Origin of the sequence: Runella sp., assembly GCF_965279615.1 — a bacterium.
Taxonomy (GTDB): domain Bacteria; phylum Bacteroidota; class Bacteroidia; order Cytophagales; family Spirosomataceae; genus Runella.
On record NZ_OZ257252.1, the window covers coordinates 6,417,667 to 6,442,856 of the forward strand.

Here is a 25,190-nt window from a genome sequence, read left to right on the forward strand (position 1 = left end):
AACGAAATCTTAAAAAAGGGTTAAATTTCAAAAATGTAAGGTAAAATTGATGCCCAATTTCGTTTTATTGACGTACAATGACTTGTTATTTGTGAATAGGTACTGTTTTCAAATAACGGATAACTAAATAATCACTAACTTATTTTTCAGATGAATATGCTTTCGGTTTTTTTGATTTTGGGCTTGGGAGGACAAGAAATCCTTTTGATCGGCCTTATTGTATTACTGCTTTTCGGAGCGAAAAAAATTCCTGAACTCATGAAAGGGTTGGGAAAAGGCATTCGTGAATTCAAAGATGCCTCTAAAGAGGTAAAAGAAAATATTGAAAAAGGACTGGACGACGTAAGTCGCTAGTACGTTTGAAAAATTTTGGATGGGCTTGAGCGCCTGAAAACAGCGTTTAAACTCTAATAAATGCTTCAAATACCCAAATCAGCAGTAGCGTAAGCGCTACTGCCGATTTTTTATTTAATACCAACCTTGATTTACCTTATTAATAATACCCTTTCGTTTTGAAGTACTACACATCGCTTCGTGAAATACAGGCAGATTTGAATGACGGTTCCGTTTCGTGTCGTCAGTTGGTAGCGTATTATCTTAAAAATATTGAAGAGAAAAACGTGACCCTGAACGCTTTTGTGGCAGTTTATGATGAAGAAGCACGCCAACGTGCCGAAGAAATTGATCTGAAAATTGCCGCAGGAAAAGCAGGAAGATTGGCCGGGATGGTTGTTGGAATCAAAGATGTATTGTGCTACAAAGACCACGGGTTACAGGCCGGCAGTAAAATTCTGGAGGGCTTCGTATCCCAATTTACAGGCACCGCAATTCAGCGAATTTTAGACGAAGATGCAATTATCATTGGGCGCCAAAATTGCGATGAATTCGCAATGGGATCTTCCAATGAAAACTCTGCCTTTGGCGTTGTTCGCAATGCGGCAGATATTACCCGGGTTCCGGGTGGTTCATCAGGAGGCTCTGCGGTAGCGGTGCAGGCAGATATGTGTTTGGTTTCCTTAGGTTCTGATACGGGAGGCTCAGTGCGCCAACCCGCCGCCTTTTGCGGATTAGTCGGTTTTAAGCCAACCTATGGGCGCATCTCTCGCTGGGGATTGGTGGCGTATGGTTCTTCCTTTGATTGTATTGGACCTATTACCAAAAGTGTTGAAGATGCGGCGTTGTTGCTCGAAATCATGGCAGGTGCTGATGATTTTGACAGTACAGTTTCTACACGGCCTGTCGCGGCTTATACTCAACTTTCGGATAGTTTGAAACCAACGCTTCGTCTCGGGTATCTCCGCGAAGGCTTGGAAAGTGCAGGTTTACAACCTGAGATCAAACAGGCAATGCAGGTTAAATTAGATTCATTGCGCGAGTTGGGGCATGTAGTAGAGCCCGTTGACTTCGATTTACTCGCGTATATTCTTCCCACGTATTACATCCTGACTACCGCCGAATCCAGTTCAAATCTTTCCCGATTTGATGGGGTTCGCTATGGTCATAGAACCGATAAAGCGGAAGACCTGACCTCTTTATACAAAAGATCACGGAGTGAAGGATTTGGAAAAGAAGTGAAGCGTCGGATCATGCTCGGAACTTTTGTTCTGAGTGCGAGCTATTATGACGCCTACTATACCAAAGCTCAAAAAGTACGTCGGTTGATGAAAGAACAAACCGACCGAGTTTTTGAAAAATATGATTTCTTACTGATGCCTACCACTCCTACAACGGCTTTTCCGATTGGTGACAAAACCGAAGATCCGTTGCAGATGTATTTGGCGGATATTTTTACGGTGCAAGCCAATGTAGTGGGAAATCCTGCCATTTCGATCCCAAATGGAGTGGATGCGCAGGGATTGCCGATGGGATTGCAAATAATGGGAAAACCCTTTGGAGAGGCTGAATTATTGGCTTTTTCAAAACAGCTTATAGATACACATACGCCGCAGCATTCTGTTGTATAGGCACACAGCTCAGCCATTGAAAACGAAACGAAAAAAATGTAAAACCTAACGAGAAAACACCAAAAGCAATGATGGAATTGAAGCGAATCGCGGGGGTAGGGATGTTGATGGGGATGTTTTGGCTTGGAACAGGAACATCCGTTCGTTCACAGGAAGTAGAAGCTGATACCGGTACGGTAGAAGAGCAACTATTACAAGTTGAGGTAATGGCAGACTCAACGGTACCGGAAATGGTGATACGAGAACGGTTGGCCAAGTTGCAGAACGAGATTCCATTGCGGTATCATAAGGTAACACATCAATTTGTTGAATACTTCATTTATCGGAAGCCCAGCTTTGTTAAAAAGATGCTGGAGCAGATGAATTTATTTTTTCCGCTTTATGAGCAGACCCTCGAAAAATACGGGATGCCGCGTGAGTTGAAATTTCTTTCGTTGATCGAATCAGGATTGAATCCCCGAATCATTTCATATGCAGGTGCGGGGGGATTGTGGCAGTTTATGCCCGCTACCGGACGTGAATACGGAATGCATCAGGATGATTATATTGATGAGCGTTTTGACCCGGTAAAATCAACGGATGCTGCCTGTCGTTATTTGAAGCGCCTTTACAATGCGTTTGGGGACTGGGAAATGGCATTGGCTGCTTATAATGTCGGGCCGGGCAATGTAAAACGCGCTATGCGTCGGTCAGGATCTAGTACTTTTTGGGGAATATATAACTTTTTGCCTAAGCAAACTCGGCATTATGTTCCTCAGTTTGTGGCGATTACCTACATGATGCACTACCACGCCGATCATGGTATTTTTCCTGAAGTTCCTGAATTTCCGACGGTGTCAGATACCATTCAGGTTTCGGGTTATTTCAACCTCTTTACTTTTGCCAAGTTGGGAGGAATCACAATGGAGGAACTGTATAAGCTGAATCCTATGCTTATCAATACAGAATTACCGGCGAAGACTAAAAACTGTATACTGCGAGTTCCCAACCATTGTTATAATTATCTGGCAGAAAACCGCCAAATGATCTGGGACTCTGCTTCCAGAACGCCGTTTAGCGCTATTGCCGCTCTGGCAGCCAATGGTGATATTTCAGACAGTACTACAGGCATTAAAAAAGTAGGAGGTCTTGTCGCTGCCGAAGATGAGAGCGATGATCCTGAGACCATCATTAAACGCAAAACCCAAAAAGTGTACCATACGGTACGCTCGGGCGAGACACTCGGAAAAATCGCGAATCGTTATGGTGTAGATACGTATGATCTGAAAAAATGGAATAGAATACGTTCCAATAAAATTCAGAGAGGAAAACGACTCATTGTTTATAAAGAGTCAACTACTTTGCAACGTTTGGCCGGAGGTTCTTCTAAAAGCAAGGCCAATACAAAAATTAAAATACGTTATCACCGTGTACAGGCAGGAGATACGCTTTCAACGATTGCAGAGCGGTACGGAATTGATGTATCTCGCCTGAAAAAGATGAATCGCCTTCGGGGAAATATGGTGCGCAGAGGTCAAAAATTATTGGTTGGATAGCCCAAAACTTGTTAATTGTTAATTGTTAATCGTTATTTGGGGTTTTATTGGAATAACTCCTTTCGATTAACAATTAACATCAAGTTATGGCTCTTTTTTACATTAAAGCCTTTCACCTCATCGGTGCCGTGGCCTGGTTCGCAGGCTTATTTTATTTGGTACGTATATTTGTATACCATACCGAGGCGGATCAAAAACCCGAGCACCTTCGTCAGCCTTTTAAGGAGCAATTCGGCCTTATGGAACGACGTGCTTACAAAATCATCTGTAATCCCGCCATGATGCTTACTTGGACTTGCGGCCTTTCTATGACCTTTCTCAATCCTTCGTATTGGCAAATGGGTTGGTTTCATGTTAAGTTTTCCATTATCATTCTTCTCACCGTTTATCATCTTTGGTGTAAGCGTATCATTGTTAAACTGGAAAAAGGTGAAAAGCCCTTTGATTCTTTCCAGTTTCGTCTTCTCAACGAACTTCCTACGCTCTTTTTGGTAAGCATTGTGTTGCTTGGTGTTTTGAAAAGCATGCTCAATTTTCTTTATGCTTTCTCCGGGGTGTTGGCATTTGGGTTCTTGTTGTTCATGTTTGCCAAAGCCTATAAGAAACGTCGGGAAGGGTAGAGGATATTTATCTTGCAGTCATAATTCTAATTCCATAATTTTCTAATTGTTAACACGAAAGTGATTAATTCCGCCAACTATTTGGAATTCTTGTTTGTCTGATTGTTTCTTTGTCTAAACTCAAACCAAAATCTACATGACACGTTGGGGAATCATCGGGCCGGGGCGCATCGCGCATAAATTTGCTCAAGACTTAATGCAGGTAGCTAATGCCAAACTCACGGCCGTAGCCTCGCGTGATTTAGGGCGGGCGCAACTGTTTGCCCGTGAATATGGGGCAACATACACCTACGGAAGCTACGAAGAGATTATTAATTGTCCCGAACTGGATGTAGTTTATATTGCGTCGCCTCACATCGGGCATTTTGAACATACGCTGTTATGTCTCAATGCAGGAATTGCTGTTTTGTGCGAGAAGCCTTTTGCCATGAATACCGCTCAGGTAAGCGAAATGATCCACGTAGCACGCAGCAAAAATGTCTTTTTAATGGAAGCCCTATGGACACGTTTTCTGCCAACTACGCTCAAAACCCTTGAAATCATCGAATCGGGAGCCATTGGAAAAGTATTGGGTGTGAAAGCAGACTTTGGTTTTAAAGCGCCCTATGATGTGGATAGGCGCACTTTTAATAAAGATCTGGGTGGTGGTGCGTTGCTTGATATCGGTATTTACCCTTTGTTTTTCTCTTACCTCATTTTAGGAAAACCTACCAAAATTACGGCACAGGCTATTTTTGGTGCAACTAAAGTAGATGAGTCTACGGGAATGACGTTGACTTATAATGACGAAAAATTTGCCTTTCTGGATTGTACGTTCATGGCTAAAACCCCTTGTGAAGCATTTGTGTACGGGGAAAAAGGGTCTATATCCATTAGCTCACGTTGGCATGAAAGCAAGGAAGTTACCGTAGAATATGCTGATGAAACAACTGAAACATTTACGTTTGACCGCCCGACGTGGGGGTATCAGTACGAAATAGAAGAGGTGAATGCCTGTCTGACAGCAAAAAAGCTTGAAAGTGATGGGTGGTCGTTGACAGATAGTATGAATCTGATTTCTCTGCTTGATGCCGTACGGCAGGAAATCGGATTGGTATACAAAGAGTTTGATGTAACAGATGAAGGGTAAAACCCAATGGATTTTAGCGGTTTAAAACAGGAAGCATGGAAAGGGTATTTTCGCGGAAACAAGACCGGAATGCAAGAATTATTGCTATCCCGTTAGCCGCTTTGGTTGCCTCTCATGTCGTTTTTACTAAACAATTCCCTTGGCAAGTCACTTACCAATTTCCTTGGCCGTATTTTTTGACTGTTGCTACTGTGATGTTTTCGTGTTGGGAAGTAAACGTGCGTCTGTTTCATTGGATGGATGTTCGAATGCCGTTTTATATTGATCCCTTACGACGGATTGTTCGGCAGATAGGATTGAATGGTTTATGCACGATGCTTACCTTTTTGGTAGTATTTCCGCTGTCGCAATGGATATATGCAGGCCGTTGGCCCACGCCGTCAATCTTAGCAACGGGAATGGTGGTATGTGCTACGATTGCCACTATTTTTAATGGCAGTTATATTGCCTTGTATTTGCTTCAAACCATTTATTGGGCAAAATCGCAGACGAGCATTGAATTTGATCATCGCTTGCATAAAAAAAGCCAACTAACTGCGGTGCCAAGTTTGATTCGAGTAGAGACGGTGAGCGGGCAAGTACTTCTGCAACCCGCTGAAATAGCGTATTTTTATTCGACAGGAGGAATAGTACTTTTGGTTAAATCCAATGGAACAAAGCTAACGACTGATTATCAGTCGCTGATGCAGCTCTCTGAGCAATTGGAAAATGATTATTTCTTTCCGTTAAATCGACAAATTATAGCAGGATTGGGCGCAATCAAGTCGGTGAAAGACGACGTAAATCGCAAATTGGTTGTTTCATTGTCGCCTTCATTGCACCAACAACAAGCCACAGAAGATGTAGTTGTAAGTCGCTATCGAAGTGCCGAGTTTAGAAAGTGGCTGGATTCTGCCGTCAACGGTTGACCATTCGTCCTCATAAAGTGTACCATTCATTTTTAAAGTTGTTTATTGGTATAAACCATCAAATTGGGTGTGTTTACTTTGAGGCCGGTACTATTGCCGGTCTTTTATTTTTTTCATCATGCAACCCGATTTACACTCCCTCTATCTTCCCATTCCCGTGTGGCTTTCGGCCTGTTTTACGTTATTGGTCATACTGCTTGTTATTGGAATGTATTATATCCTTCGAAAGAATTCCCAAAAGCAGGCGCTGCTTATTTTGATGGGCTGTTTACTTTGGTTGAGTTTTCTCTATGTTTTGGCAGAAAACGCCTTCTTTTTAAATGTAACGGTAGTACCACCTCGATTTTTGATAGCGATTCTGCCTCCTTTATTACTGATTATAATTTTATTTCTACGCTTGGATGGCCGCAAATTCATTGATCAATTACCACTTCGTCAACTGACTTGGATACACACGGTACGAATCGGGGTAGAGCTTTTGCTTTTTCAATTATTTATAGTTGGTCAAATTCCCGGAGTCATGACTTTTGAAGGACGAAACTTGGATATTTTGGCGGGTTTAACCGCTCCCCTTGTGGTATTTATGGTTTTTTCTCGGAACAAATGGTCTTCTAGAGTATTGCTTTGGTGGAATATAATTGCGTTGGGGCTATTGATAAATATCGTAACTACGGCAGTTTTGTCTGCGCCGTTTCCCTTTCAGCAATTGGGTTTTGAGCAACCGAATGTTGGCGTCTTAAAACCTTCTTTTATTTGGTTGCCGGGATTTGTGGTGCCAGTTGTATTATTTTCTCATTTGGTAGTTATTAGAAAACTTTGGCAGGGATAGTGTGGATTGCAAATCCGCCATCAGATTACGTCGGGATTGCAAATCCCGACGAGCCAAGGGACTTTGGAAAGGGTAATGCGGATTGCAAATCTGCCATCAGACTGCATCGGGATTAAAAATCCCGACGAGCTAAACTACCGGTAACTGAAACCAAAAACGACTGCCGCTTCCCGGTTCACTTTCAACGCCGATGTGTCCTTTTTGGGCTTCGATAAACTCTTTGGAAATGGCCAGACCAAGCCCGGTGCCGGATTTGGTTTGGCCATTGGTAGGCACTTGAAAATAGCGGTCAAAGATGCGTTGTTGATATTTAAGTTCAATGCCTTTTCCAACATCCTGCACCGAAAACTCTACGTATTTTTGATTGGTTTTAACAGAAATCTCTATAATGGATTTTTCAGGACTGTACCGAATGGCGTTGGAAAGAAAATTCATCAATACCCATGTTGTTTTGTCTGAATCGGCCTGAATGGCAGGCAATGAGGAGGGAAGATCGGAGTGAAGGTCAATGTGTTTTTGCTCGGCCGCAAAACGTAAGGCACCGGTTGCCATTTCAACAATTTCCTGTGGAGCTACATTTCTGAAATTCAATTGAATATTGCCCGTTTCGACCTGTGACATATCCAGCAATTCACCGGTAATGGTAAGTAAGCGCTGACTGTCTTCCTGAATGTGATTAAGCAGGTTTTTCTGCTCATCGTTCAACTCACCAATGCGTTGATTGGCAAGGAGCTTGAGGCTCATTTTGATACCGGAAATGGGAGTTTTTAACTCATGAGAGATGGTAGCAATAAAATTGGTCTTGGCTTGATCCAACTCGTGGAAAGGAGTAATGTTTTTAAGAATAATTACCCTGCCAATTCGCTGTTCACCGTTTTGTACGTCCAATACCTCTTTCGCAAAATAGCTTTCACGCTCATTGGCAAATATTTTGAGCGGCTTGGAAGAGGTTTCGTCGTTTAGCAAGGTGCGTAATAAGTCATTTTTGAGGGCAACATCCGGAGCGTATTTACCCGCTATTTGGGAGGCGTCCAGGCCAAGCATTTCAGCGCCGACAGAGTTAATGAACAGCAAATGATTATTTTCATCCAAGCCTACGATGGCGTCATTCATTTGGTTGATAATGGTCTCGGTACGGCGTTTCTCAAACAGTACCCTTGCCAAACTGCTGTGTTCATATTCGTCAAGTTTTTGTGCCATTTGATTGAACGCATGTGCCATTTCACCCAATTCATCACTGCGCTCTACTCCTAACCTCGATTCGTAATTTTTTCGGCTGATCTCCCGCAATCCTTCGGTAAGCTGTTGGATAGGTTCGGCGATGGTATTCGGGAAATTGATGATAAATGAAAAAGCCACCAGTGCACAAATCGTAGCAATAAGCACCATATAGGTATACACTTCATCAGCGGTTTTTTTGACCTGCTCATTTTTGCGCACAATGGCCTGCATATTGACATCCGTAAGCTTAGCCAACTGCTGCGTAATGAGTCGAATACGAGTACTGTCCTGATTCCGACGAAAAGCGTTGAAGTGCCTTCTTAATTGCTGCGTAGCTTCAGCTTCACCTATTTCTGTGATATTTTGTTCCTGAAAGAAAAGGCTTTTTTCAAAAAGCAGGATATTCTCATTTTTCCACACATTTTCATCAATCACATTACGCATGTTACGAATGTATTCGAGCGAGATATAATTGTCTTTCAATATCTCCTGCGCTTCGTTGGAGAGTTTTTTGAGATACCATGCTCCTAACGTGCCGAGTAAAAGGATCACGGCAAACAGAAAGGTAAGCGCAAGACGAAGTTTGGTTTTTAGTTTCATGACCCCACCCTAGCCCTCCCCTGTGAGGGAGGGGATTTTTTAACTGATGACTACTAAATCAATGTCAGTATCGGAAACTTTTTGCAATAGTCTGAAAAAGAGTGAATTGCCTGTAAGGTTTTTCCAGAAATTGCCGTGCGGTTTGCCGATGCAAACGGTAGTAATATTGTGTTTTTTAGCCGTATCAAAAATAGTTTGTGCTACTTCATTGCTTCTGACCCTAATCACCTCGGCGCCGAGTTCAGTGGCTAATTTAAAATTATTAATGAGGTGACGTTGAGTTGCCAAGCCGATTTTGTCGGTAGCTTCTCCCGACGTTTGAACGTACAATACGTACCATTTTCCTTGGTAATAACTGGCCAAACGGGCGGTTTTACGCACTATTTTCTTGGCAATTTCATGGTTAGAACTGATGCAGGCCACAAATCGTTCGGAGCGGAAGGCGGCGTTTTTGGGGACTTCTGTCTCTATCTTTCGTTCTACCTGCGACGCCACTTCTTTCAGCGCCAATTCGCGCAACTGCAAGATTTTATCGGATTTGAAAAAATTATTGAGCGCCGTTTCAATCTTGGTACGATCATAGATTTTACCTTCTTTCAGGCGGGCAATGAGTTCATCGGCGGTGAGATCAATGTTTACCACTTCGTCAGCCTGTTCCAATACACTATCGGGCACTGTTTCTTTGACTTCAACGCCGGTAATACGCAGAATATCGTTGTTGAGGCTTTCAAGATGCTGAATGTTAACGGCCGAAATGACATTGATTCCGGCATTCAAAATGTCTAATACATCTTGCCAACGCTTTTCATTTTTGGAGCCGTGGATATTGGTATGCGCCAACTCATCCACGATCACCACTTCAGGATGAAGGTTCAGAATGGCCTGCAAATCCATTTCTGCCAGCTCTTTTCCCCGATAAAAAACCGTACGGTGCGGAATGAGCGGCAAACCTTCTGTCAATGCGTGCGTATCAGCCCGACGATGGGTTTCCACAAAACCAATTTTAATATCTACGCCGTTGCGCAAAAGGGCGTGGGCTTCCTGCAACATTCGGTACGTTTTCCCTACGCCGGCACTCATACCGATATATACCTTAAACTTACCTCGTCGTGATTTTTTGATGAGGTCAAGGAAATATTGGGCGTTTTGTTCGGTTTGCTCAGGCATGGCCAAATAAGGTAATGTTAAAATGAGATTGCCAGTGAAGTAGTCAACGTAAAATCATGGTTTGTTGCTCTGCCGTTTTTTTCGAAAATATCGTCCCGACTAACGAATTGACGGGCCTCTATGCGCCATACTGCATTGGGAATCGGAGCGTAGTCAAAGTTAATGGAATACCCATTGGCGTGGAAATTGTTTGAAGGAGTGACAGCAATGACCAAACTCTTTTTATCCGTATAATTTTCGATACGCCCTGCTGCGCTCACTTTAGGGCTAAGTTGATATTTTAGAATGGCAACCCAACTTGTCCAGGAATCATAGCCGGCTAAACCGGTTTGACGCTGATCCATGCCGTAATCGAAATCAGCAATGAAACCCAATTTCTCCGTTAACTGAAAGGTACCGTAGAGGTTATGAAAAAAACGCGTTCGGTTGGAGTTATCGGGGCGGCCACCCAAAAATGTACTGGAGTTAAGTGTTATTTTACCGGAAGGTTTAAAGGTGATTTGGGTACCCGCTGCCAAACGCGTAGTACCATCGGCCCGCCGCATTTGTTGCCAACCATTAAGCGCCAACCCGGATAAGAACCACTTGCCGCTGTCGGTGGTGTAGCTGATTTTTGCTCCTGTTTCATAATAGGGTGTATTATCGGCCATCAGGCTGCGGGTAAGCGTCCAACAATCTTTTGAAACGGCACTTTCAAAACCGATGTGTGAGGCAAAAACGCCTGCATCTAACCAGATATTCTTCGTTTTTGAAAGTTTAACGCCGACATTGGCTTCGAATATATTACGCAAGGTGCCCGGTTCGGCGGCCAAATTGGCATTGGCATACGTCCCAACCATCAAAGCTACATTTCCTCGAACGTGTTCGCCGGCATAAGCGGCTTTGATAAAACCTAAATTGATATTAAATTCATTATGACGATTGTGACTGTATACAAATACCGGGCGGTCATTGTTGGTAGGTTGATTGAAATCATAGCTGTAATAGGCTTCTATGTAGCCACTTATGATAAGCTTTGCGGTGGAGTCAATCTTTTGAGCAAATACCGGTGAGAACAGCAGACCGACTATTATGGTTGTTATAAACTTATTCATGATAATGTCTGATTTGTGGAAAATAAGGAACTGCCGGTTCAGAACGTATTTGTCCGGCAGTCGTTAATCGTTACTTCAATTGGTCTAAAGCGATATTCAAGGCCAAAATATTGACTTTCGAAGGCCCGAATATACCCAAAAGCGGGCCTTTGGTGTGTCTTTTTACCAACTCCCGAACGTTAGATTCAGCGATATTTCTGGCGTTGGCAATTCTGGCAATTTGCACCTCGGCACCTTGCGGCGAGAGGTCAGGATCAAGTCCGCTTCCCGAAGCTGTGACGAGCTCAGAAGGAATGGCTGATTTTTGTACCGTAGGATTATGCACCAAAAATGTGTCGATCCGAGCCTGTACCTGCGCCAAATAATCAGGATTGGAAGGCCCTTTATTGGAGCCTGCAGAGCCGGCAGCGTTGTATTCTACCGCCGATGGGCGCGACCAAAAGTATTTATCATCGGTAAATTTCTGACCTATTTTGGCAAAACCTACGACCTTACCGTTGACAGAAACGGTTTCTCCACGACCTTGTTCGGGAGCAAATTGGGCAAACCCCCAAACGATCAGAGGATAGATAACCACAAATACAACAAACGTTGCGAGGGTCATCAATAGAGCGGGAACTATGTGCGTTTTCATTTTAATAATTGGAACTGTTTTTTGTCGTACGGACGAATTTTAAATCTATCATGATTATTCATTGGGTTTTAAGAAACCCGGTCGGGGGTTAGGAGTAACCCCCGACACCAACCCTCTCATTGGGTTTTGAGAAACCCGGATGGAGGTTATGAGTAACCTCCATCACAAGCTGAGTAACCTACAATAATCTCACATCAGACTTCCTACAATCATATCAATGAGTTTGATACCGATAAAAGGTACGATCAGACCTCCCAAGCCATAAATCAGCAAGTTGCGGCGCAGCAGGGCGCTTGCCCCAATAGGTTTGTACGCCACGCCTTTCAACGCCAACGGAATCAACATTGGAATAATGATGGCGTTGAAAATGACGGCCGATAGAATGGCACTTTGTGGGCTGGCCAAATGCATGATATTGAGTGACTGCAATGCAGGGATCGAGGCCATAAACAATGCCGGAACGATGGCAAAATACTTGGCTACGTCGTTGGCAATGGAAAACGTAGTGAGTGTACCGCGTGTCATCAGCAATTGCTTGCCGATTTCCACGATCTCGATCAGTTTGGTGGGATCGTTGTCCAGATCAACCATATTGCCGGCTTCTTTGGCAGCTTGTGTACCGCTGTTCATCGCTACGCCTACATCCGCTTGGGCTAGGGCGGGGGCATCGTTGGTACCGTCTCCCATCATAGCCACGAGCTTGCCGCTTGCCTGCTCGGCTTTGATGTAGTTCATTTTGTCTTCCGGTTTGGCTTCGGCAATGAAATCATCCACGCCGGCCACGTTGGCAATGTACTTGGCCGTGAGTGGATTATCGCCCGTTACCATGACTGTTTTTACCCCCATTTTACGCAAACGTTCAAAGCGTTCCTGAATACCCGGTTTAATAACATCCTGTAATTCAATGACACCCAACACTTTCTCGTTTTCGGATACGACCAAAGGCGTACCGCCATTCGTCGCGATTATTCTAACCTGTTCAGCGGTATCTTTTGGAAATACGTTGCCCGCTCTTTCGATCAGATTGCGAATGGAATCCTGAGCTCCTTTTCGGATACGAACACTGTTTGGTAAGTTGACCCCAGATGAGCGCGTTTCGGCCGTAAATTTTATCATCTCGGCATTTTGGGGAAGAGAAGGGAGTTTCTGCCCTTTTTGTTGGCCTAATTCAAGAATTGATTTACCTTCAGGTGTATCATCGGCTAAGGAGGAAAACAGCGCGGAAGTAATAAACCTATCTTGGCTGATGCCTTCTGTTGGCCAAAATTGCGTGGCTTTGCGATTTCCAATGGTAATGGTTCCTGTTTTGTCCAAAAGCAGGGTGTCAATATCACCGGCCGTTTCGACAGCTTTCCCGGATTTGGTGATCACATTGGCCCGCAATGCCCGGTCCATACCGGCAATTCCGATGGCAGAAAGCAAACCGCCAATCGTCGTTGGAATCAAACACACAAAAAGAGAGATAAAGGCAGAAATCGTAATAGGCGTATTGGCATAATCGGCAAAAGGTTTAAGCGTAACGCAGACGATAACGAAGATCAGCGTAAAACCGGCCAACAAGATCGTGAGCGCAATTTCATTAGGGGTTTTCTGACGCGAAGCTCCTTCTACTAAGGCAATCATTTTGTCCAGAAAACTCTCGCCGGGCTGCGTCGTCACTTTGACTTTTATATGGTCCGAAAGCACCTTGGTTCCGCCCGTTACCGACGATTTATCACCCCCTGCTTCGCGAATAACGGGAGCAGATTCTCCTGTAATAGCAGATTCATCAATGGTTGCCAATCCTTCAATGATTTCGCCGTCGGTCGGAATAATATCACCCGCATCGCAGACAAACACATCCCCTTTTTCGAGTTGGGAAGACGGAATGATCTGTAATTCATTTATCTTCAATCGGCCCATCGTTCTGATAACTTTGGCCGGCGTTTCTTCCCGGGTTTTGCGCAGACTGTCGGCTTGGGCTTTTCCGCGCGCTTCTGCGATGGCTTCGGCAAAATTGGCAAAAAGTAAGGTTAGAAACAGCACCGTAAAAATAACGATGTTATAGGCTAAACTTCCTTGGGTGGTATCACCGCCAAAGGCAATTTGAAGGCATACGATAAACATCACCACCGTTCCGATCTCAACCGTAAACATAACGGGATTACGGTACATAACAGCGGGATTTAATTTGACAAACGACTCCAGCAGAGCTGTTTTAGCCATCCCTCCCTGAAAGAGAGAATTGGATTGGGAACGTTTCATATCTTTGGGATAGATTATTTTAAAGTGAAAAACTCAGCCAACGGTCCCAGCGCTAATGCGGGGAAGAAAGACAGGGCTGCGATGATGAAAATCACGGCAAAAACCATAAAACCAAACGTAGCGGTATCGGTTTTGAGCGTTCCGGCCGATTCGGGAATGTACTTTTTATTGGCTAAAATCCCGGCAATGGCGATTGGACCTACAATGGGTAAGTAGCGGCTCAAAATCAGCACGATCCCACAGGTGATGTTCCAAAAAGGGTTGTTGTCGCCCAAGCCTTCAAAGCCCGAGCCGTTGTTGGCCGATGAAGAAGTGTATTCATACAGCATTTCCGAAAACCCATGAAAACCGGGGTTGTTGAGCCAACCTACGCTTGGGTCTTTGGTAAATACATAATTTGAAAGAGCCGTAAAGGACAGGATCAAAAAAGTGTGGAGCAACGCGATGATCGTGGCTATTTTCATTTCTTTGGCTTCAATCTTTTTGCCCAGAAATTCGGGTGTTCGTCCCACCATCAACCCTGAAATGAAGACGGCAATAATGATAAAGATGTAAAAATTCAGGAAGCCCACGCCCACGCCTCCGTAAAGTGCATTGATCATCATGTCGATCATTTGCATGGCCCCCGAAAGCGGCGTCATGCTGTCGTGCATGGCATTGACCGATCCGTTGGAAGTGGTTGTAGTGGTGATACCCCAAAAAGCCGAAGCGGCCGATCCAAAGCGCATTTCTTTTCCTTCTGTACTGCCCAACGTTTGACTGATACCCATTTTGTCGATGGCAGGATTACCCTGCATTTCAAAATAAACGGAGACACTCAAAAGAATGAAAAAGCCCAGAGTCATGACGCCAAAAATCATCCAAGCGAGTTTTTTACGGTTAAGATAAAAACCCAACGCGAAGATAAAGGCAATCGGAATGAGGATAATGAGAATGTTTTCAACGATGTTGGTCAGGTAATTAGGGTTTTCCAGGGGGTGGGCTGAATTAGCTCCGAAGTATCCACCACCATTGGTTCCTGCCTGTTTGATGGCAATCAAGGCCGCCGCAGGCCCGCGTGATACCTGCACCGAATCGCCCTGCAGGGTTACGATGGAGGCTTTTCCTTCCCAGTTCATAGGAGTGCCGTTGAAGGCCAGAAAAATAGCCGATACCAACGAAATAGGCAATAAAATACGAGTGCATGATTTGAGAAAATACTCATAAAAGTTGCCTAATCCTACCCCAACCCTCCCCTGAAGGGAGGGAGTCTTTGTATAAGCCTCTCCCTCGGAGGGGAGAGGTTTCATGGCTTTAAATACAATTGCCGCCGCCGCCATTCCTGTACCTGCCGTCACAAATTGCATGAACATCAATCCAGCCATTTGAGATAGGTAAGTGGCACCCGTTTCTCCGGAATAGTGTTGTAAATTACAATTGACCAAAAATGAAATGGCTGTATTGAATGCGAGATCGGGACTCATGGAAGGGTTGCTGTCGGGATTTAGCGGAAGCCAACCTTGGTTCATCAGAATAAACATCATCCAGAAAAACCAAATAAAATTGATGGTCAGCAACGCCACCAAGTGCTCTTTCCACGTCATTTCTTTTTTAGGATTGATGCGACAGAGTTTGTAAATAACATTTTCGAGTGGCGACATAAAATCCAGCCACGTAGGTTGCCCCAAATATACTTTTGCGATATAGCGACCCAAAGGCAGCGCGAACGCAACTGTAAGGACAAAAATTAAACCGATACCGAGAATTTCCTGTAACATAATTGTATCATTTTACACCCTCCCTCACAGGGGAGGGCAAGGGCGGGGTTATTAAAATTTTTCAGGCTTGAGTAAGACGTACACCAGGTAGCCAAACACCGCCAAAGAGAGGATGAACAGAATAGTGAACATAGTGTTAGATTTTGTCAAAGAATCGAATGGAACCATAGAACAGGGCAAAACACCCAATGCCCGTGAGAAGAAGACTGATCAGCATAACCATAATTAAATCTGTTTTAATGAGATGCCATTAGGTATGCCAAAGCTGTGCCATTGGAAAGAAGAAGAATGTAAGGGATTATTTATTAGGTAGTTGTATTTTTTATTGTTCATACATCAATAAAAAACCCTTCCGTTTTGGAAGGGTTGATTTTCATTTTGGAAAGGGCGTCTCTACAGTTCGTATTCTTCTATCTTCCGGTAAAGCGTAGTGAGACCGATGCCGAGAAGGCGAGCCGTTTCGGTTTTGTTACCTTGCGTATGATGCAGCATCCGGGCAATGTGCTGTTTTTCTATTTCAGCTAAAGTGGCTATACTTTGTGTGAGATTTAGCGCGCCGAATTGCATTTCAAAGGGAAGTTCCTGTAGTGTTAATTCGGAATGATTTGCCAAAATAACGGCACGTTCAATCACATTTTTCAGCTCGCGAATATTGCCTTTCCAGAGATTTTGCTGCAATTTTTCTAAAAATGCCGCTGACAGTTTCGGCGTAGGTCGGTTCATTTTAGCGGCGTAGACTTGCACAAAATACGTTGCTAATAATGAAATATCCTCAAGACGGTGGCGGAGGGCGGGAAGTTTGATCTCAAAAACCGATAAACGGTAATATAGATCCAAACGAAAGTGCTGATTTTCAGTTTCTTTTAGTAAATCGCGGTTGGTAGCAGCAATAAACCTCACACTTACTTGGGTAGGCTTTGTATCACCCACCTTGTAAAACGTATTTGTTTCCAGAACACGCAGGAGCTTGGCCTGAAGGTCAAGACTCATCTCGCCGATTTCGTCCAGAAACAGTGTGCCGCTGTGGGCTTCTTCCATAAGCCCTTTTTTATCTTTAAGTGCACCCGTAAACGCACCCGCTCGGTGGCCAAACAGTTCACTTTCCAGAATTTCACGGCTAAAAGCACTGCAATTGAGTGCCACAAAAGGCTTGTCGCGGCGCGGACTTTCCTGGTGAATTGCCTGAGCAAATACTTCTTTTCCCGTACCTGTTTCCCCCAAAAGCAGTACCGTTGTGTCAGTGACGGCTACTTTACGGGCTAACGTAACAGCGTCCTGAATCGGTTTTGAAGTACCGATAATGCTGCCGAAACCAAACTTTTGACTGACTTTTTCTTCTAATCGCTTAACTTTTTGTTGGAGTTCGGCCTTTTCCACGGCGCGGGCTACCAGCGGCACAATGCGATCGTTGTCGTCACCTTTGGTAAGGTAATCGAAGGCTCCGTTCTTAACGGCCTGTACGCCGTCGGCAATGGTGCCGTAGGCAGTAAGCAAGATGATTTCGACGAGGGGAAATTGCTCTTTGATACGTTGTGTCAATTCAACTCCGTGCGCATCAGGCAATTTTACGTCGCAAACAACAACCTGAATATCCTGTTTTTCTAAAAGTTTGAACGCCGTTTGTGCATCTCCCGCCTCGTTGACCTGATAGCCTTCCAACTCCAGAATGCGTTTAAGCAACCCACGGAGTTTAATTTCATCGTCGATGAGGAGAAGATTGGACATGACGTTATTTTATGTCAGCAGGGTGGTCATGAGTTGTTTATACTTTGAATGAGAAATGACAACAGTTATTGCTCATGACCACCTTCTGACCATCTCTTGACTATTTAGTATCATATTCCGCCAACGTCTCTTTCAAAAACTTCAGAAACGGTTTAGAGAATTCTTTGCGTTTGAGGGCAAATTTGACGGTGGTTTTCAGAAAATCAAGCTTATTTCCGATGTCGTGGCGTTCACCTTCGATGCGGTGTGCGTAGATACTTTCGCGACGCAGCAGGATTTGAAAGGCGTCGGTGAGTTGGATCTCGCCGCCTTTGCCTTTGCCCGTTTGCTCAATGGCGGTAAATATCTCAGGAGAAAGAATATAACGTCCTGCAATGGCCAACGTAGAAGGCGCCGCTTCGATGGAAGGTTTTTCGATCAGTGCATCCAATTGCATGATGGTATCGCTCAGAGCAGTTCCACCCACAATTCCGTACCGATTTACCTTTTCACGCGGTACGGTTTCTACCGCAATCACGGTACTTTGGTATTGCTCATAAGTGTCAATCAATTGCTGAGTTACGGGAATGACCGAATCCATGATCGTGTCTCCCAATAGTACAGCAAATGGCTCATTGCCAACATGTTGTTTGGCATAATAAATGGCGTCACCCAAGCCGTTGGTTTCGCGTTGACGTACGTAATGGATATTGGCCATGTCTGATAAACGGCGCATTTCATTCCAAAGCAATTCGTCATGCTTTTCTTCCAATTTGGCTTCCAACTCTACATTGCGGTCAAAATGGTCTTCAATGGCACGTTTGCCGCGACCGGTAATGATAAGAATATCTTCAATGCCTGAATCGACCGCTTCCTGCACCACGTATTGAATGGTGGGCGTATCGATGATAGGAAGCATTTCTTTGGGTTGAGATTTGGTAGCGGGCAAGAAACGGGTCCCTAAACCTGCGGCGGGTATAACGGCTTTACGAATCATGTGGGGTCTAGTGGCGCTATGGCCAATTAATTATTTTTTTAAATTCTTTTGGTTTGACAACGTTAAGTTTTGGAAATGAAATTCCTTTGAAGATATTAAAATGACGATCATAACTAACTAAACAGAAGGCGTTTGTTGAAATCGCTAAGTCAGCAAATTTATTGTCGTCAGGGTCGTCACTGATGAAGTTCCAGCGAAAAGCGGGTTCGGCAAGGATTACATTAGGAGCGGCCATTAAGATATTTATAATCAGATCTGCGGTTTCAGTTGAATAAAAATCAGTTAATTTTTCGTGATACTCATTTAAAATTTCGGTGCTTACCACCTATTCAAAAACTTCAGCCTTGAAAGCTTCATAAATAAATCGTTCAAAATTGCCTTTCCTGATGGTTGTGCGCAAGACGTTCGTATCAATAACAACCCTCATTTTTTAGGAGTACGTTGATGTTGATTGCGCAGTTTATCATAGTCTTTGTCGGTAATATTTTTTTCTTTAACAACTTTCTCCAGTTCATTATCCACTTCATTGGATAAAAACTGAACTAGCGCTCTCCTTATTTTGAGTGTTTGCTCTTCCGACATAGGGCGAGCAAACATTCTAAGAAGGCTGAGTTGAACGTCGTTAAGTGGCAATTGGTCAACTGCTTTCATAAATGAATGTAGTTTTTTAACAAAATTAGCAAAAAACAATCACTTATTTTCCATAAAGCGCTTTAGCGGCCGGCTCGTATTTGTCGCCTGCGGTCCAGTAGGGACGAACGGGTTTGTTGGCAATAAGACGGGCAGAATACGCAAATGATTGGCAGAATTTGAGCAGATAATCAAAGTCAACCGATTCGGGATTGTCGGCGGCTTGGTGATAATATTTCGCGATTTCGGCGTCAAAACTCTTTAGCCCCGGAGCGAAATCAGGTGCGGGAATTCCTTTGATGGCCAAGTTGACATTATCTGAGCGGTCAAAAAGATTTTGCTCAGGAGCAGGGTCGGCAAATACTCCTAAACCAAACGCTTTACAGGCGGTTTCGATCTCGTCTTTGCAATTGGTTCGATTCAATCCAATGACCGAAACAATGCTCTTGTCGCTAACGCCGGCACCGTCGCTGTTGAGGTTAAAAACGCATTGATTCAGTGGCACAAGCGGATGTTCGGAATAATATTTACTGCCCAGCAAACCTACTTCTTCTGCCGTATAACCAATAAGTAAAATGGAGCGTTTGGCGGGTTGGAGCTTCAATGTCTTGGCAGCGGTCAACATGGCAACGGTACCAAAGACATTGTCGCGGGCGCCGTTGAAAATACTGTCGGCGGCGGTGTAGGTATTGCCGCCTTTTTTACCCATTCCGACGTGGTCAAAGTGCGCGGTTACAACAATGTATTCGTTTTTAAGCACAGGGTCGGTTCCTTCAATAATACCCGCAACATTGTAAGAAGTAATGGTTTGTTGGTCGCGCCCCGTGGTTTGGAATTTAGCCGATGAAGCCCCGCTTTTAAACAGATCAGCGTATTTTTTTTGCTGACCGTTTACCCAAACGTGGGTTACACCGGTGCTTGTGCCGTTGTCTAAACTCAGCTTTTCATTACCGAAATAGCGTGACGCAAAATTCCACGGAATTTGGGCGGTAAACAACTCGATCAACAGGGCGGCTCCTTTTTCAGTCGCCAATTTACGTTTTTCATTGGAAGCCGAAAAAAGCTCCTGCGGTGTTTTGGATTCGGGGGTGCCTACTTGCGCTACCACGATTTTTCCCTTTACATCGGTTGTATAGTCGGTTGCCAGTCCATAATTCACAAAAATAATATCCGCGCTGAAATTGGCCGGGCCTCCGCCCAAAATCACAAATTCTTTGCCGGAATGCAAAGTGTCATTTCCCGCGATCAGTAAACCTTCTTTAGCAACTTTTTGAATGACAAAAGGAACCGATTGTAAATAATCCATCTGACCCGGAGCGGGCTTGATTCCTAAAGAACGAAATTGCTCGGCAAGATAGCGGGCTGCTACCAGATTGCCCTGCTCTCCGGTACGGCGCCCCTGCAACTCGTCAGATGCCAGAAAGCGCATGTGCATTTCTACTTCTGACTTTGGAAATTGAGCTTCCGGCAGTTTTTTGAGCGATTGCGCAAAAACCGACGAGGCGGTAAACATCAGAAAAAGGACCGTTTTGAGTGTTGCAGAAAGCATGGTATAACGTTTTATTAAGAGAATTATTTACGCGGTTTCCAATACTTTGGGACCTTCTTGGTTGATTTGTGATACGTAACTTTTGGTGGTAATGCCTACACTGCCAAAGGCTTCGCTCATGGATTGGGCTACGCGTTCAGCAGTGTCACGCCCGCGACTGAGCGCAAACATGGATGGTCCGGCACCGGAAATACTGCATCCTAAAGCACCACTTTCAAGCGCGGCGTGTTTTACGTGGTCAAACTCAGGAATGAGAATAGAGCGAACAGGTTCAATGATCACATCAACCATGGAGCGACTGACCAAATCATAATCTTCCTGCATTAAACCGGCAATCAACCCCGCCACATTACCCATTTGTGAAATGGTATTTTTGAGCGAAACCTCATTGCGTAGAATATAGCGGGCGTCTTTTGTATTGACTTCAACGTCAGGATGCACCAATGTGCAGTAGAGTTCATCAGGAACTTTTACTTTGAATACATCCAGCGGTGAATAACTCCGAATAACCACAAAACCGCCCAAAAGCGACGGCCCAACGTTGTCGGCGTGAGCTGCTCCGCAGGCGATGCGCTCGCCTTCCATGGCAAAAGGTAATAATTCGCGTTGGGTAAGCGGGCGGCCCAACAATTCATTGATGGCAAAAATGCCCACCACCGAACTTGCTGAACTTGAGCCCATACCGCTGCCGAGCGGCATATTTTTGTGGAGAACGATCTCTACTCCCTGTGTAGAGCCGATGTGTTGCAGAAATTTAAGCATCACGACCGAAACGGCATTGCGTTCGGGTTCGCGCGGAAGGCGGCCATCGTCACCGATAATGTCTTTGATGATTACGCCGGGTTTGTCGCATTTGCGGAGTTCTACGATGTCACCGGGTTCGTCTAAAGCAAAGCCAAAAATATCAAACCCACAGGCTACGTTGGCGACGGTGGCCGGGGCAAAAGCTTTTATGTAATTCATTCGTAAATCAAATCAGATCAAAAGGCAGCATTTGATTTGACAAAAGTACGTAAAAACGCCAAAAAACAGAATGGCGCTTTATTTGATGGTCTTTATCAGAGGGCAAAGCCAAGTTTAAGATCAAAAATCAAACGACCATGCCCCATCAAATAATGATAATAGAAATCATGATTAACTAATCCTTTCGATACATTGAGGTCAATAAACCCATTTTTGAACAGTTTTCGTTGATATCCTATCATTAGCCCGGTGCTTACAAAAAGTGGATTATAACTGCCGTTGATAGTATATCGATCGTTTTTGGTATACCAATGAGAACTCGAAAAGATATTGTTCAAGCCCGTATAAACGCCTGTTAAATTATTGCCTGCTTTACCTAAATGAACCCGCCGATTCATTAGAATATACCAGCGTGGTTGGATCAAAAGAATTCCGCTGATTGTGGTATTTTCGCCATTCCCTTTAAAAAATGTTCCGTTCGTTGGATTGTATTGGTCGGTATTTTTGGTTTGGGCGTGAAAAAATGAAAAGTTAAGATACGTATTGATCGAAAAAGCTGACTGAGCAATTTTTTGTTCATACCCAATGCTTCCGTCCAAAATTTGAGAAGTAGCGTTAAGTTTCATTCGTGGCCAGGCAATTTTCCACATTCGGGTTTCATTTTCAATTTCAATGCATTGAACTATCTCAGAGGGAGGGATTTTAGTGGATTTTTTGAAGTCAGCAAAGCCGATACCAATTTTGAGATCAGTAGTAATAGTCCAATTGTTTTGCTGTGATGATGAAATACTTTCCTGAATAGTAGCCCGATTCAAAGGTCCTGAATAGGAATTATCTCCGTCTGAGAAAGTAAGGTGGCGATGAATTTGCTGTTCAGTATTTCGGCTTAACCCTACCGAAAAATCAACGAGACCATACCTGAGAAAACGTCGCTGCATTCCATAATTCAGACTGATTTGTGACTTATAATAGTTGCGAAAATAATCAGTATCCCATTTATTCTCTGTTCTGTAAAAATCTGAGCCAATGTATGTTTCGTTATGCCATACTTTATCAACTTTAAGGGATAGGTAACTCCCCGAAAAATTGTTGCCGTTCTCCTCTTGTTTAATGCGGTTTACTATATCAACGTACCATCGCAATTCGGCAGAAGCAAACCAATGTTTGACGCCATCAAGAAAACCATAATAAGAATGGTCAGCATATCCGTTGTCTCTGAGTATAGAAGTTTGATTATGTGCAGCATCTATTGTTAATGAGAAGGAAGGACTTAGTTTTCGTTCGATTCCAATTCTGAAATCAGCAGCTTTTTTAATATACCCCTTGTCAGCAAGTCTGGAATTAAGTACATTTCCAATGGCCCCAAAGCCTTTTACCAGCCACTTGGAAGGTGCTTTTGCCGTGAAAGCATAATCATACTTATTTATAAACTGCTGTTTTTCAAGCGTACCGACCTCTTGCGTGTGTGTGATGCGGGCGGAGTCGTTTTGGGCAAAGCAGAGGTTTAATAGGCATAGTTTCAAACAGATGAACAGAAACAGTTTTTTCATAGCTGTAGAGTTTAGAAGGCGAAACCGAACTTGAGATCACTTACATTCGGACTGATGGGAACATTGTACCTAGTTCCACTAAGCGCCTGAATAGGCAATCCCAGCCTAAAATCAAGAAAGCCGTTTTTAAATATCTTTTGTTGAAATCCTATAATAGGTGCTGCCCAATAGGTTGATAAGTCATGATTAGGACTAAATGTGTATCCAAGTCCGACTTGCAAGCCTCCGTAAAATCCTGACAGATTATTGGCTGATCTCCCATTTCTGATTTGTTTTTTCTGAAATAAGTAGTAACGGGTATCAAGACTTAGCCAATGAGATGATTGATAATAAAAGCCGGCAATTGATTTCTTTAAGATAGGATTATAGACCCTTGAATAAGAGTATAAGCCAGTTTGGTATTCAAGGTTAAGTGAAAAGGGAGAATTCTTGAGTTTTTTTTCATAAGCTATTGAGCCTCTTAATTGCTGTGTAAAAAGATTCAGACTCAAAGAAGGAAGGGCAATTTTCAGCATACTGTGTTCCTCTTCGAGACATTGAAAAACATCACAGGTAGTTTCTAAACGATTTTGTTTTTTGAAGTTTCCAAAGGCCAGACCTGCCCTCCAATTACTGCCGAGAATCAATCCTGAACTATAAAGTTGAGAGTTATATCCACTCACCGGGTCGGTATAATGAGAATCATAGTAGTTAAGACTCAGGCTAAAATCAATTAGTCCATGAGTAAAAAAGCGTCGCTGTATGCCCCAATGCAAACCTACCGTATTTATCCAAGAGCGGGGAAAAAATGCATAGGAATTATTTTTCTCTAGGATAGGTTCGTCACGAAAATGATTGAATTGAATCCCAAAGTAATTGCCTGAGAAATTATTGGCGCTTTTTCCGCTGCGGATACGACGATTCATGTCGTAATACCAACGACTGAAAACTTCTACTGCATAGTTAATTCGGTAGTTTTTTTGATATTTTTGGAAGAAAACATTACTACCCAAAGACCAACCTGGTGTTAATTTATATTCATATCCTATACCTATTCCATTTAACCCTAAATCACTCGTTATTGCAGGATAATAGCTCGCGGAAATTAACCCTTTCAGCATCCACTTAGTGGGTTCTTTGGTCATAAAGACATAATCATACTTGTCGATAAACCGCTGTTTTTCAAGAGCTCCTGTTTCCTGCGTGTGGGTGATGCGAACGGAATCTTGAGCAAAGAGTGAGATTCCTCCTATCGTCGGAATGACAAAGGTGAGCAGGATAATAAATGTTAAAAGATGGATAGATGATTTCATGGTCTTTGGCTGATAATATTTTAACGCTTGGCGGCAGTGGTGCCGTTGCGGAGTTCTGTATTTTTGGTTTCTACGTCCAATTTTACCTGGGATTTATCGGTCTGAATATCAAGACTCCCGTACTGTGCCCGTACACGACATTCCCCTTTGATTTGTTGTAGCAATAGGTCGGTGCGTTCGGTCACAAAGCTGAGTATCCCGTTGAGATTTTCGGCTCTCAATGCGCCAAATTGCGTTCGGGCATTTATATTTCCGCGCAGGTCTGATAACTCTATAGTGCAAAACTCCGTCTGCAACTGCATGATGGTTTGGAGCCCTTGGACGGCTATGTTTCCAAAATTGTTTTGAATTTCTACGGCGCAATTTGCCGGGACAAATAATGTGAAACGTGCTTTAAGGTTGGATTGAGGTTTACTTCCGTTTTTGGCCAATACCACAAAATTGTGCAGGTTCACCGTTCTGCCGCTCTTATCAGCGGTATAGCGCAGCGTTTCCAGGTCTTTCTCGGCAATGTTTCGGTCCGGGTGTTTGGCGGTTAGCTCAATGGTAGCTTTTATTTCATTGCGGCCCCATGTTACTATTTCTATGTCGCTGCGCTCGCCCCATACTTTTACTTTCGGGTATCGGTCGGCGTCAAATGTTTTCTCTATCGTTTTGGTCACTACCTGCAACGTTTGGGCGGAAGCAGTTGAACCGAAAAATGTAAAATGTAAAATGAGTAATGTAAAAATGAGTGGTGGGAATCTCCATAAATTGAAAATGATTCGTTCTTTCATGGCGTTTTGCAGTGTGTAATGATTTGC

Annotated in this window: 23 protein-coding genes; 7 read left to right on the forward strand and 16 right to left on the reverse strand. The window is 43.7% G+C overall.

Annotated features, from left to right (window positions below):
• The first annotated feature begins 150 nt into the window (after positions 1 to 150).
• The 7 genes from ACQY73_RS26835 (at position 151) to ACQY73_RS26865 (ending at position 6,985) form a co-directional block, all read left to right on the forward strand.
• Positions 151 to 354 carry a Sec-independent protein translocase subunit TatA/TatB gene (locus ACQY73_RS26835; RefSeq protein ID WP_428657115.1) on the forward strand — a complete coding sequence of 68 codons (204 nt, stop codon included), beginning with the start codon at positions 151 to 153 and terminating at the stop codon, positions 352 to 354.
• 158 nt (positions 355 to 512) lie between these two features.
• Positions 513 to 1,964: an Asp-tRNA(Asn)/Glu-tRNA(Gln) amidotransferase subunit GatA gene (gene gatA / locus ACQY73_RS26840; RefSeq protein WP_428657117.1), complete on the forward strand. Its 1,452-nt coding sequence runs from the start codon at positions 513 to 515 to the stop codon at positions 1,962 to 1,964.
• Between the two features lie 68 nt (positions 1,965 to 2,032).
• On the forward strand, positions 2,033 to 3,499 hold the full coding sequence (locus tag ACQY73_RS26845) for a transglycosylase SLT domain-containing protein (RefSeq protein ID WP_428657119.1): 1,467 nt from the start codon (positions 2,033 to 2,035) through the stop codon (positions 3,497 to 3,499).
• 86 nt (positions 3,500 to 3,585) lie between these two features.
• Positions 3,586 to 4,119, forward strand: a complete 534-nt coding sequence (hemJ, locus tag ACQY73_RS26850; protein WP_428657121.1) for a protoporphyrinogen oxidase HemJ — start codon at positions 3,586 to 3,588, stop codon at positions 4,117 to 4,119.
• A gap of 136 nt (positions 4,120 to 4,255) precedes the next feature.
• Complete coding sequence (locus ACQY73_RS26855) at positions 4,256 to 5,248, forward strand: Gfo/Idh/MocA family protein (RefSeq protein WP_428657123.1); 993 nt, start codon at positions 4,256 to 4,258, stop codon at positions 5,246 to 5,248.
• 35 nt (positions 5,249 to 5,283) lie between these two features.
• Complete coding sequence (locus ACQY73_RS26860; RefSeq protein ID WP_428657125.1) at positions 5,284 to 6,156, forward strand: LytTR family DNA-binding domain-containing protein; 873 nt, start codon at positions 5,284 to 5,286, stop codon at positions 6,154 to 6,156.
• A gap of 118 nt (positions 6,157 to 6,274) precedes the next feature.
• The gene (locus ACQY73_RS26865; RefSeq protein WP_428657127.1) at positions 6,275 to 6,985 is read left to right on the forward strand and encodes a hypothetical protein; all 711 of its coding nucleotides are present in this window, start codon (positions 6,275 to 6,277) and stop codon (positions 6,983 to 6,985) included.
• Between the two features lie 129 nt (positions 6,986 to 7,114).
• Here ACQY73_RS26865 and ACQY73_RS26870 read toward each other — a convergent pair whose 3' ends face one another.
• The 16 genes from ACQY73_RS26870 to ACQY73_RS26945 all read right to left on the reverse strand — a co-directional run bounded on the left by ACQY73_RS26870 (position 7,115) and on the right by ACQY73_RS26945 (position 25,163).
• Positions 7,115 to 8,806, reverse strand: coding sequence for an ATP-binding protein (locus tag ACQY73_RS26870; protein ID WP_428657129.1), 1,692 nt, complete (start codon positions 8,804 to 8,806; stop codon positions 7,115 to 7,117).
• 39 nt (positions 8,807 to 8,845) lie between these two features.
• Positions 8,846 to 9,973, reverse strand: a complete 1,128-nt coding sequence (locus ACQY73_RS26875; protein WP_428657131.1) for a sensor protein KdpD — start codon at positions 9,971 to 9,973, stop codon at positions 8,846 to 8,848.
• 17 nt (positions 9,974 to 9,990) lie between these two features.
• Positions 9,991 to 11,067, reverse strand: coding sequence for a porin (locus tag ACQY73_RS26880; protein ID WP_428657133.1), 1,077 nt, complete (start codon positions 11,065 to 11,067; stop codon positions 9,991 to 9,993).
• A 70-nt stretch (positions 11,068 to 11,137) separates the two neighbouring features.
• Positions 11,138 to 11,701, reverse strand: coding sequence for a K(+)-transporting ATPase subunit C (locus ACQY73_RS26885; protein WP_428657135.1), 564 nt, complete (start codon positions 11,699 to 11,701; stop codon positions 11,138 to 11,140).
• Between the two features lie 189 nt (positions 11,702 to 11,890).
• Positions 11,891 to 13,945 carry a potassium-transporting ATPase subunit KdpB gene (kdpB, locus tag ACQY73_RS26890; RefSeq protein WP_428657137.1) on the reverse strand — a complete coding sequence of 685 codons (2,055 nt, stop codon included), beginning with the start codon at positions 13,943 to 13,945 and terminating at the stop codon, positions 11,891 to 11,893.
• Positions 13,946 to 13,959: 14 nt separating this feature from the next.
• The gene (kdpA, locus tag ACQY73_RS26895) at positions 13,960 to 15,702 is read right to left on the reverse strand and encodes a potassium-transporting ATPase subunit KdpA (RefSeq protein WP_428657139.1); all 1,743 of its coding nucleotides are present in this window, start codon (positions 15,700 to 15,702) and stop codon (positions 13,960 to 13,962) included.
• Positions 15,703 to 15,753: 51 nt separating this feature from the next.
• A complete protein-coding gene (kdpF, locus tag ACQY73_RS26900) occupies positions 15,754 to 15,870 on the reverse strand; it encodes a K(+)-transporting ATPase subunit F (RefSeq protein ID WP_428657141.1) in 117 nt (38 codons plus the stop codon).
• Between the two features lie 225 nt (positions 15,871 to 16,095).
• Positions 16,096 to 17,427, reverse strand: coding sequence for a sigma-54-dependent transcriptional regulator (locus ACQY73_RS26905; protein WP_428657143.1), 1,332 nt, complete (start codon positions 17,425 to 17,427; stop codon positions 16,096 to 16,098).
• A gap of 100 nt (positions 17,428 to 17,527) precedes the next feature.
• Entirely contained in the window at positions 17,528 to 18,403 is an 876-nt protein-coding gene (gene galU, locus ACQY73_RS26910) for a UTP--glucose-1-phosphate uridylyltransferase GalU (protein ID WP_428657145.1), read from the reverse strand.
• 16 nt (positions 18,404 to 18,419) lie between these two features.
• The gene (locus ACQY73_RS26915; RefSeq protein ID WP_428657147.1) at positions 18,420 to 18,728 is read right to left on the reverse strand and encodes a PIN domain-containing protein; all 309 of its coding nucleotides are present in this window, start codon (positions 18,726 to 18,728) and stop codon (positions 18,420 to 18,422) included.
• A 98-nt stretch (positions 18,729 to 18,826) separates the two neighbouring features.
• Positions 18,827 to 19,054, reverse strand: coding sequence for a hypothetical protein (locus ACQY73_RS26920; protein WP_428657149.1), 228 nt, complete (start codon positions 19,052 to 19,054; stop codon positions 18,827 to 18,829).
• A 43-nt stretch (positions 19,055 to 19,097) separates the two neighbouring features.
• Positions 19,098 to 20,582 carry a M28 family peptidase gene (locus ACQY73_RS26925; protein WP_428657151.1) on the reverse strand — a complete coding sequence of 495 codons (1,485 nt, stop codon included), beginning with the start codon at positions 20,580 to 20,582 and terminating at the stop codon, positions 19,098 to 19,100.
• A gap of 27 nt (positions 20,583 to 20,609) precedes the next feature.
• Positions 20,610 to 21,545: a homoserine kinase gene (locus ACQY73_RS26930; protein ID WP_428657153.1), complete on the reverse strand. Its 936-nt coding sequence runs from the start codon at positions 21,543 to 21,545 to the stop codon at positions 20,610 to 20,612.
• Between the two features lie 95 nt (positions 21,546 to 21,640).
• On the reverse strand, positions 21,641 to 23,095 hold the full coding sequence (locus ACQY73_RS26935) for a hypothetical protein (RefSeq protein WP_428657155.1): 1,455 nt from the start codon (positions 23,093 to 23,095) through the stop codon (positions 21,641 to 21,643).
• An 11-nt stretch (positions 23,096 to 23,106) separates the two neighbouring features.
• Positions 23,107 to 24,387 (reverse strand): hypothetical protein, encoded by a 1,281-nt coding sequence (locus ACQY73_RS26940; protein WP_428657157.1) that lies wholly within the window; start codon positions 24,385 to 24,387, stop codon positions 23,107 to 23,109.
• A gap of 20 nt (positions 24,388 to 24,407) precedes the next feature.
• Complete coding sequence (locus ACQY73_RS26945; protein WP_428657159.1) at positions 24,408 to 25,163, reverse strand: hypothetical protein; 756 nt, start codon at positions 25,161 to 25,163, stop codon at positions 24,408 to 24,410.
• Between the last annotated feature and the right edge of the window lie 27 nt (positions 25,164 to 25,190).

Bases quoted from the DNA above. Each gene is read 5' to 3' on its own strand.
- ACQY73_RS26835 (WP_428657115.1), top strand. From the start codon at position 151: ATGAATATGCTTTCGGTTTTTTTGATTTTGGGCTTGGGAGGACAAGAA.
- ACQY73_RS26845 (WP_428657119.1), top strand. From the start codon at position 2,033: ATGATGGAATTGAAGCGAATCGCGGGGGTAGGGATGTTGATGGGGATG.
- hemJ (WP_428657121.1), top strand. From the start codon at position 3,586: ATGGCTCTTTTTTACATTAAAGCCTTTCACCTCATCGGTGCCGTGGCC.
- ACQY73_RS26855 (WP_428657123.1), top strand. From the start codon at position 4,256: ATGACACGTTGGGGAATCATCGGGCCGGGGCGCATCGCGCATAAATTT.
- ACQY73_RS26860 (WP_428657125.1), top strand. From the start codon at position 5,284: ATGGAAAGGGTATTTTCGCGGAAACAAGACCGGAATGCAAGAATTATT.
- ACQY73_RS26865 (WP_428657127.1), top strand. From the start codon at position 6,275: ATGCAACCCGATTTACACTCCCTCTATCTTCCCATTCCCGTGTGGCTT.
- ACQY73_RS26870 (WP_428657129.1), bottom strand. From the start codon at position 8,806: ATGAAACTAAAAACCAAACTTCGTCTTGCGCTTACCTTTCTGTTTGCC.
- ACQY73_RS26875 (WP_428657131.1), bottom strand. From the start codon at position 9,973: ATGCCTGAGCAAACCGAACAAAACGCCCAATATTTCCTTGACCTCATC.
- ACQY73_RS26880 (WP_428657133.1), bottom strand. From the start codon at position 11,067: ATGAATAAGTTTATAACAACCATAATAGTCGGTCTGCTGTTCTCACCG.
- ACQY73_RS26885 (WP_428657135.1), bottom strand. From the start codon at position 11,701: ATGAAAACGCACATAGTTCCCGCTCTATTGATGACCCTCGCAACGTTT.
- kdpB (WP_428657137.1), bottom strand. From the start codon at position 13,945: ATGAAACGTTCCCAATCCAATTCTCTCTTTCAGGGAGGGATGGCTAAA.
- kdpA (WP_428657139.1), bottom strand. From the start codon at position 15,702: ATGTTACAGGAAATTCTCGGTATCGGTTTAATTTTTGTCCTTACAGTT.
- kdpF (WP_428657141.1), bottom strand. From the start codon at position 15,870: ATGGTTCCATTCGATTCTTTGACAAAATCTAACACTATGTTCACTATT.
- ACQY73_RS26905 (WP_428657143.1), bottom strand. From the start codon at position 17,427: ATGTCCAATCTTCTCCTCATCGACGATGAAATTAAACTCCGTGGGTTG.
- galU (WP_428657145.1), bottom strand. From the start codon at position 18,403: ATGATTCGTAAAGCCGTTATACCCGCCGCAGGTTTAGGGACCCGTTTC.
- ACQY73_RS26920 (WP_428657149.1), bottom strand. From the start codon at position 19,054: ATGAAAGCAGTTGACCAATTGCCACTTAACGACGTTCAACTCAGCCTT.
- ACQY73_RS26925 (WP_428657151.1), bottom strand. From the start codon at position 20,582: ATGCTTTCTGCAACACTCAAAACGGTCCTTTTTCTGATGTTTACCGCC.
- ACQY73_RS26930 (WP_428657153.1), bottom strand. From the start codon at position 21,545: ATGAATTACATAAAAGCTTTTGCCCCGGCCACCGTCGCCAACGTAGCC.
- ACQY73_RS26935 (WP_428657155.1), bottom strand. From the start codon at position 23,095: ATGAAAAAACTGTTTCTGTTCATCTGTTTGAAACTATGCCTATTAAAC.
- ACQY73_RS26940 (WP_428657157.1), bottom strand. From the start codon at position 24,387: ATGAAATCATCTATCCATCTTTTAACATTTATTATCCTGCTCACCTTT.
- ACQY73_RS26945 (WP_428657159.1), bottom strand. From the start codon at position 25,163: ATGAAAGAACGAATCATTTTCAATTTATGGAGATTCCCACCACTCATT.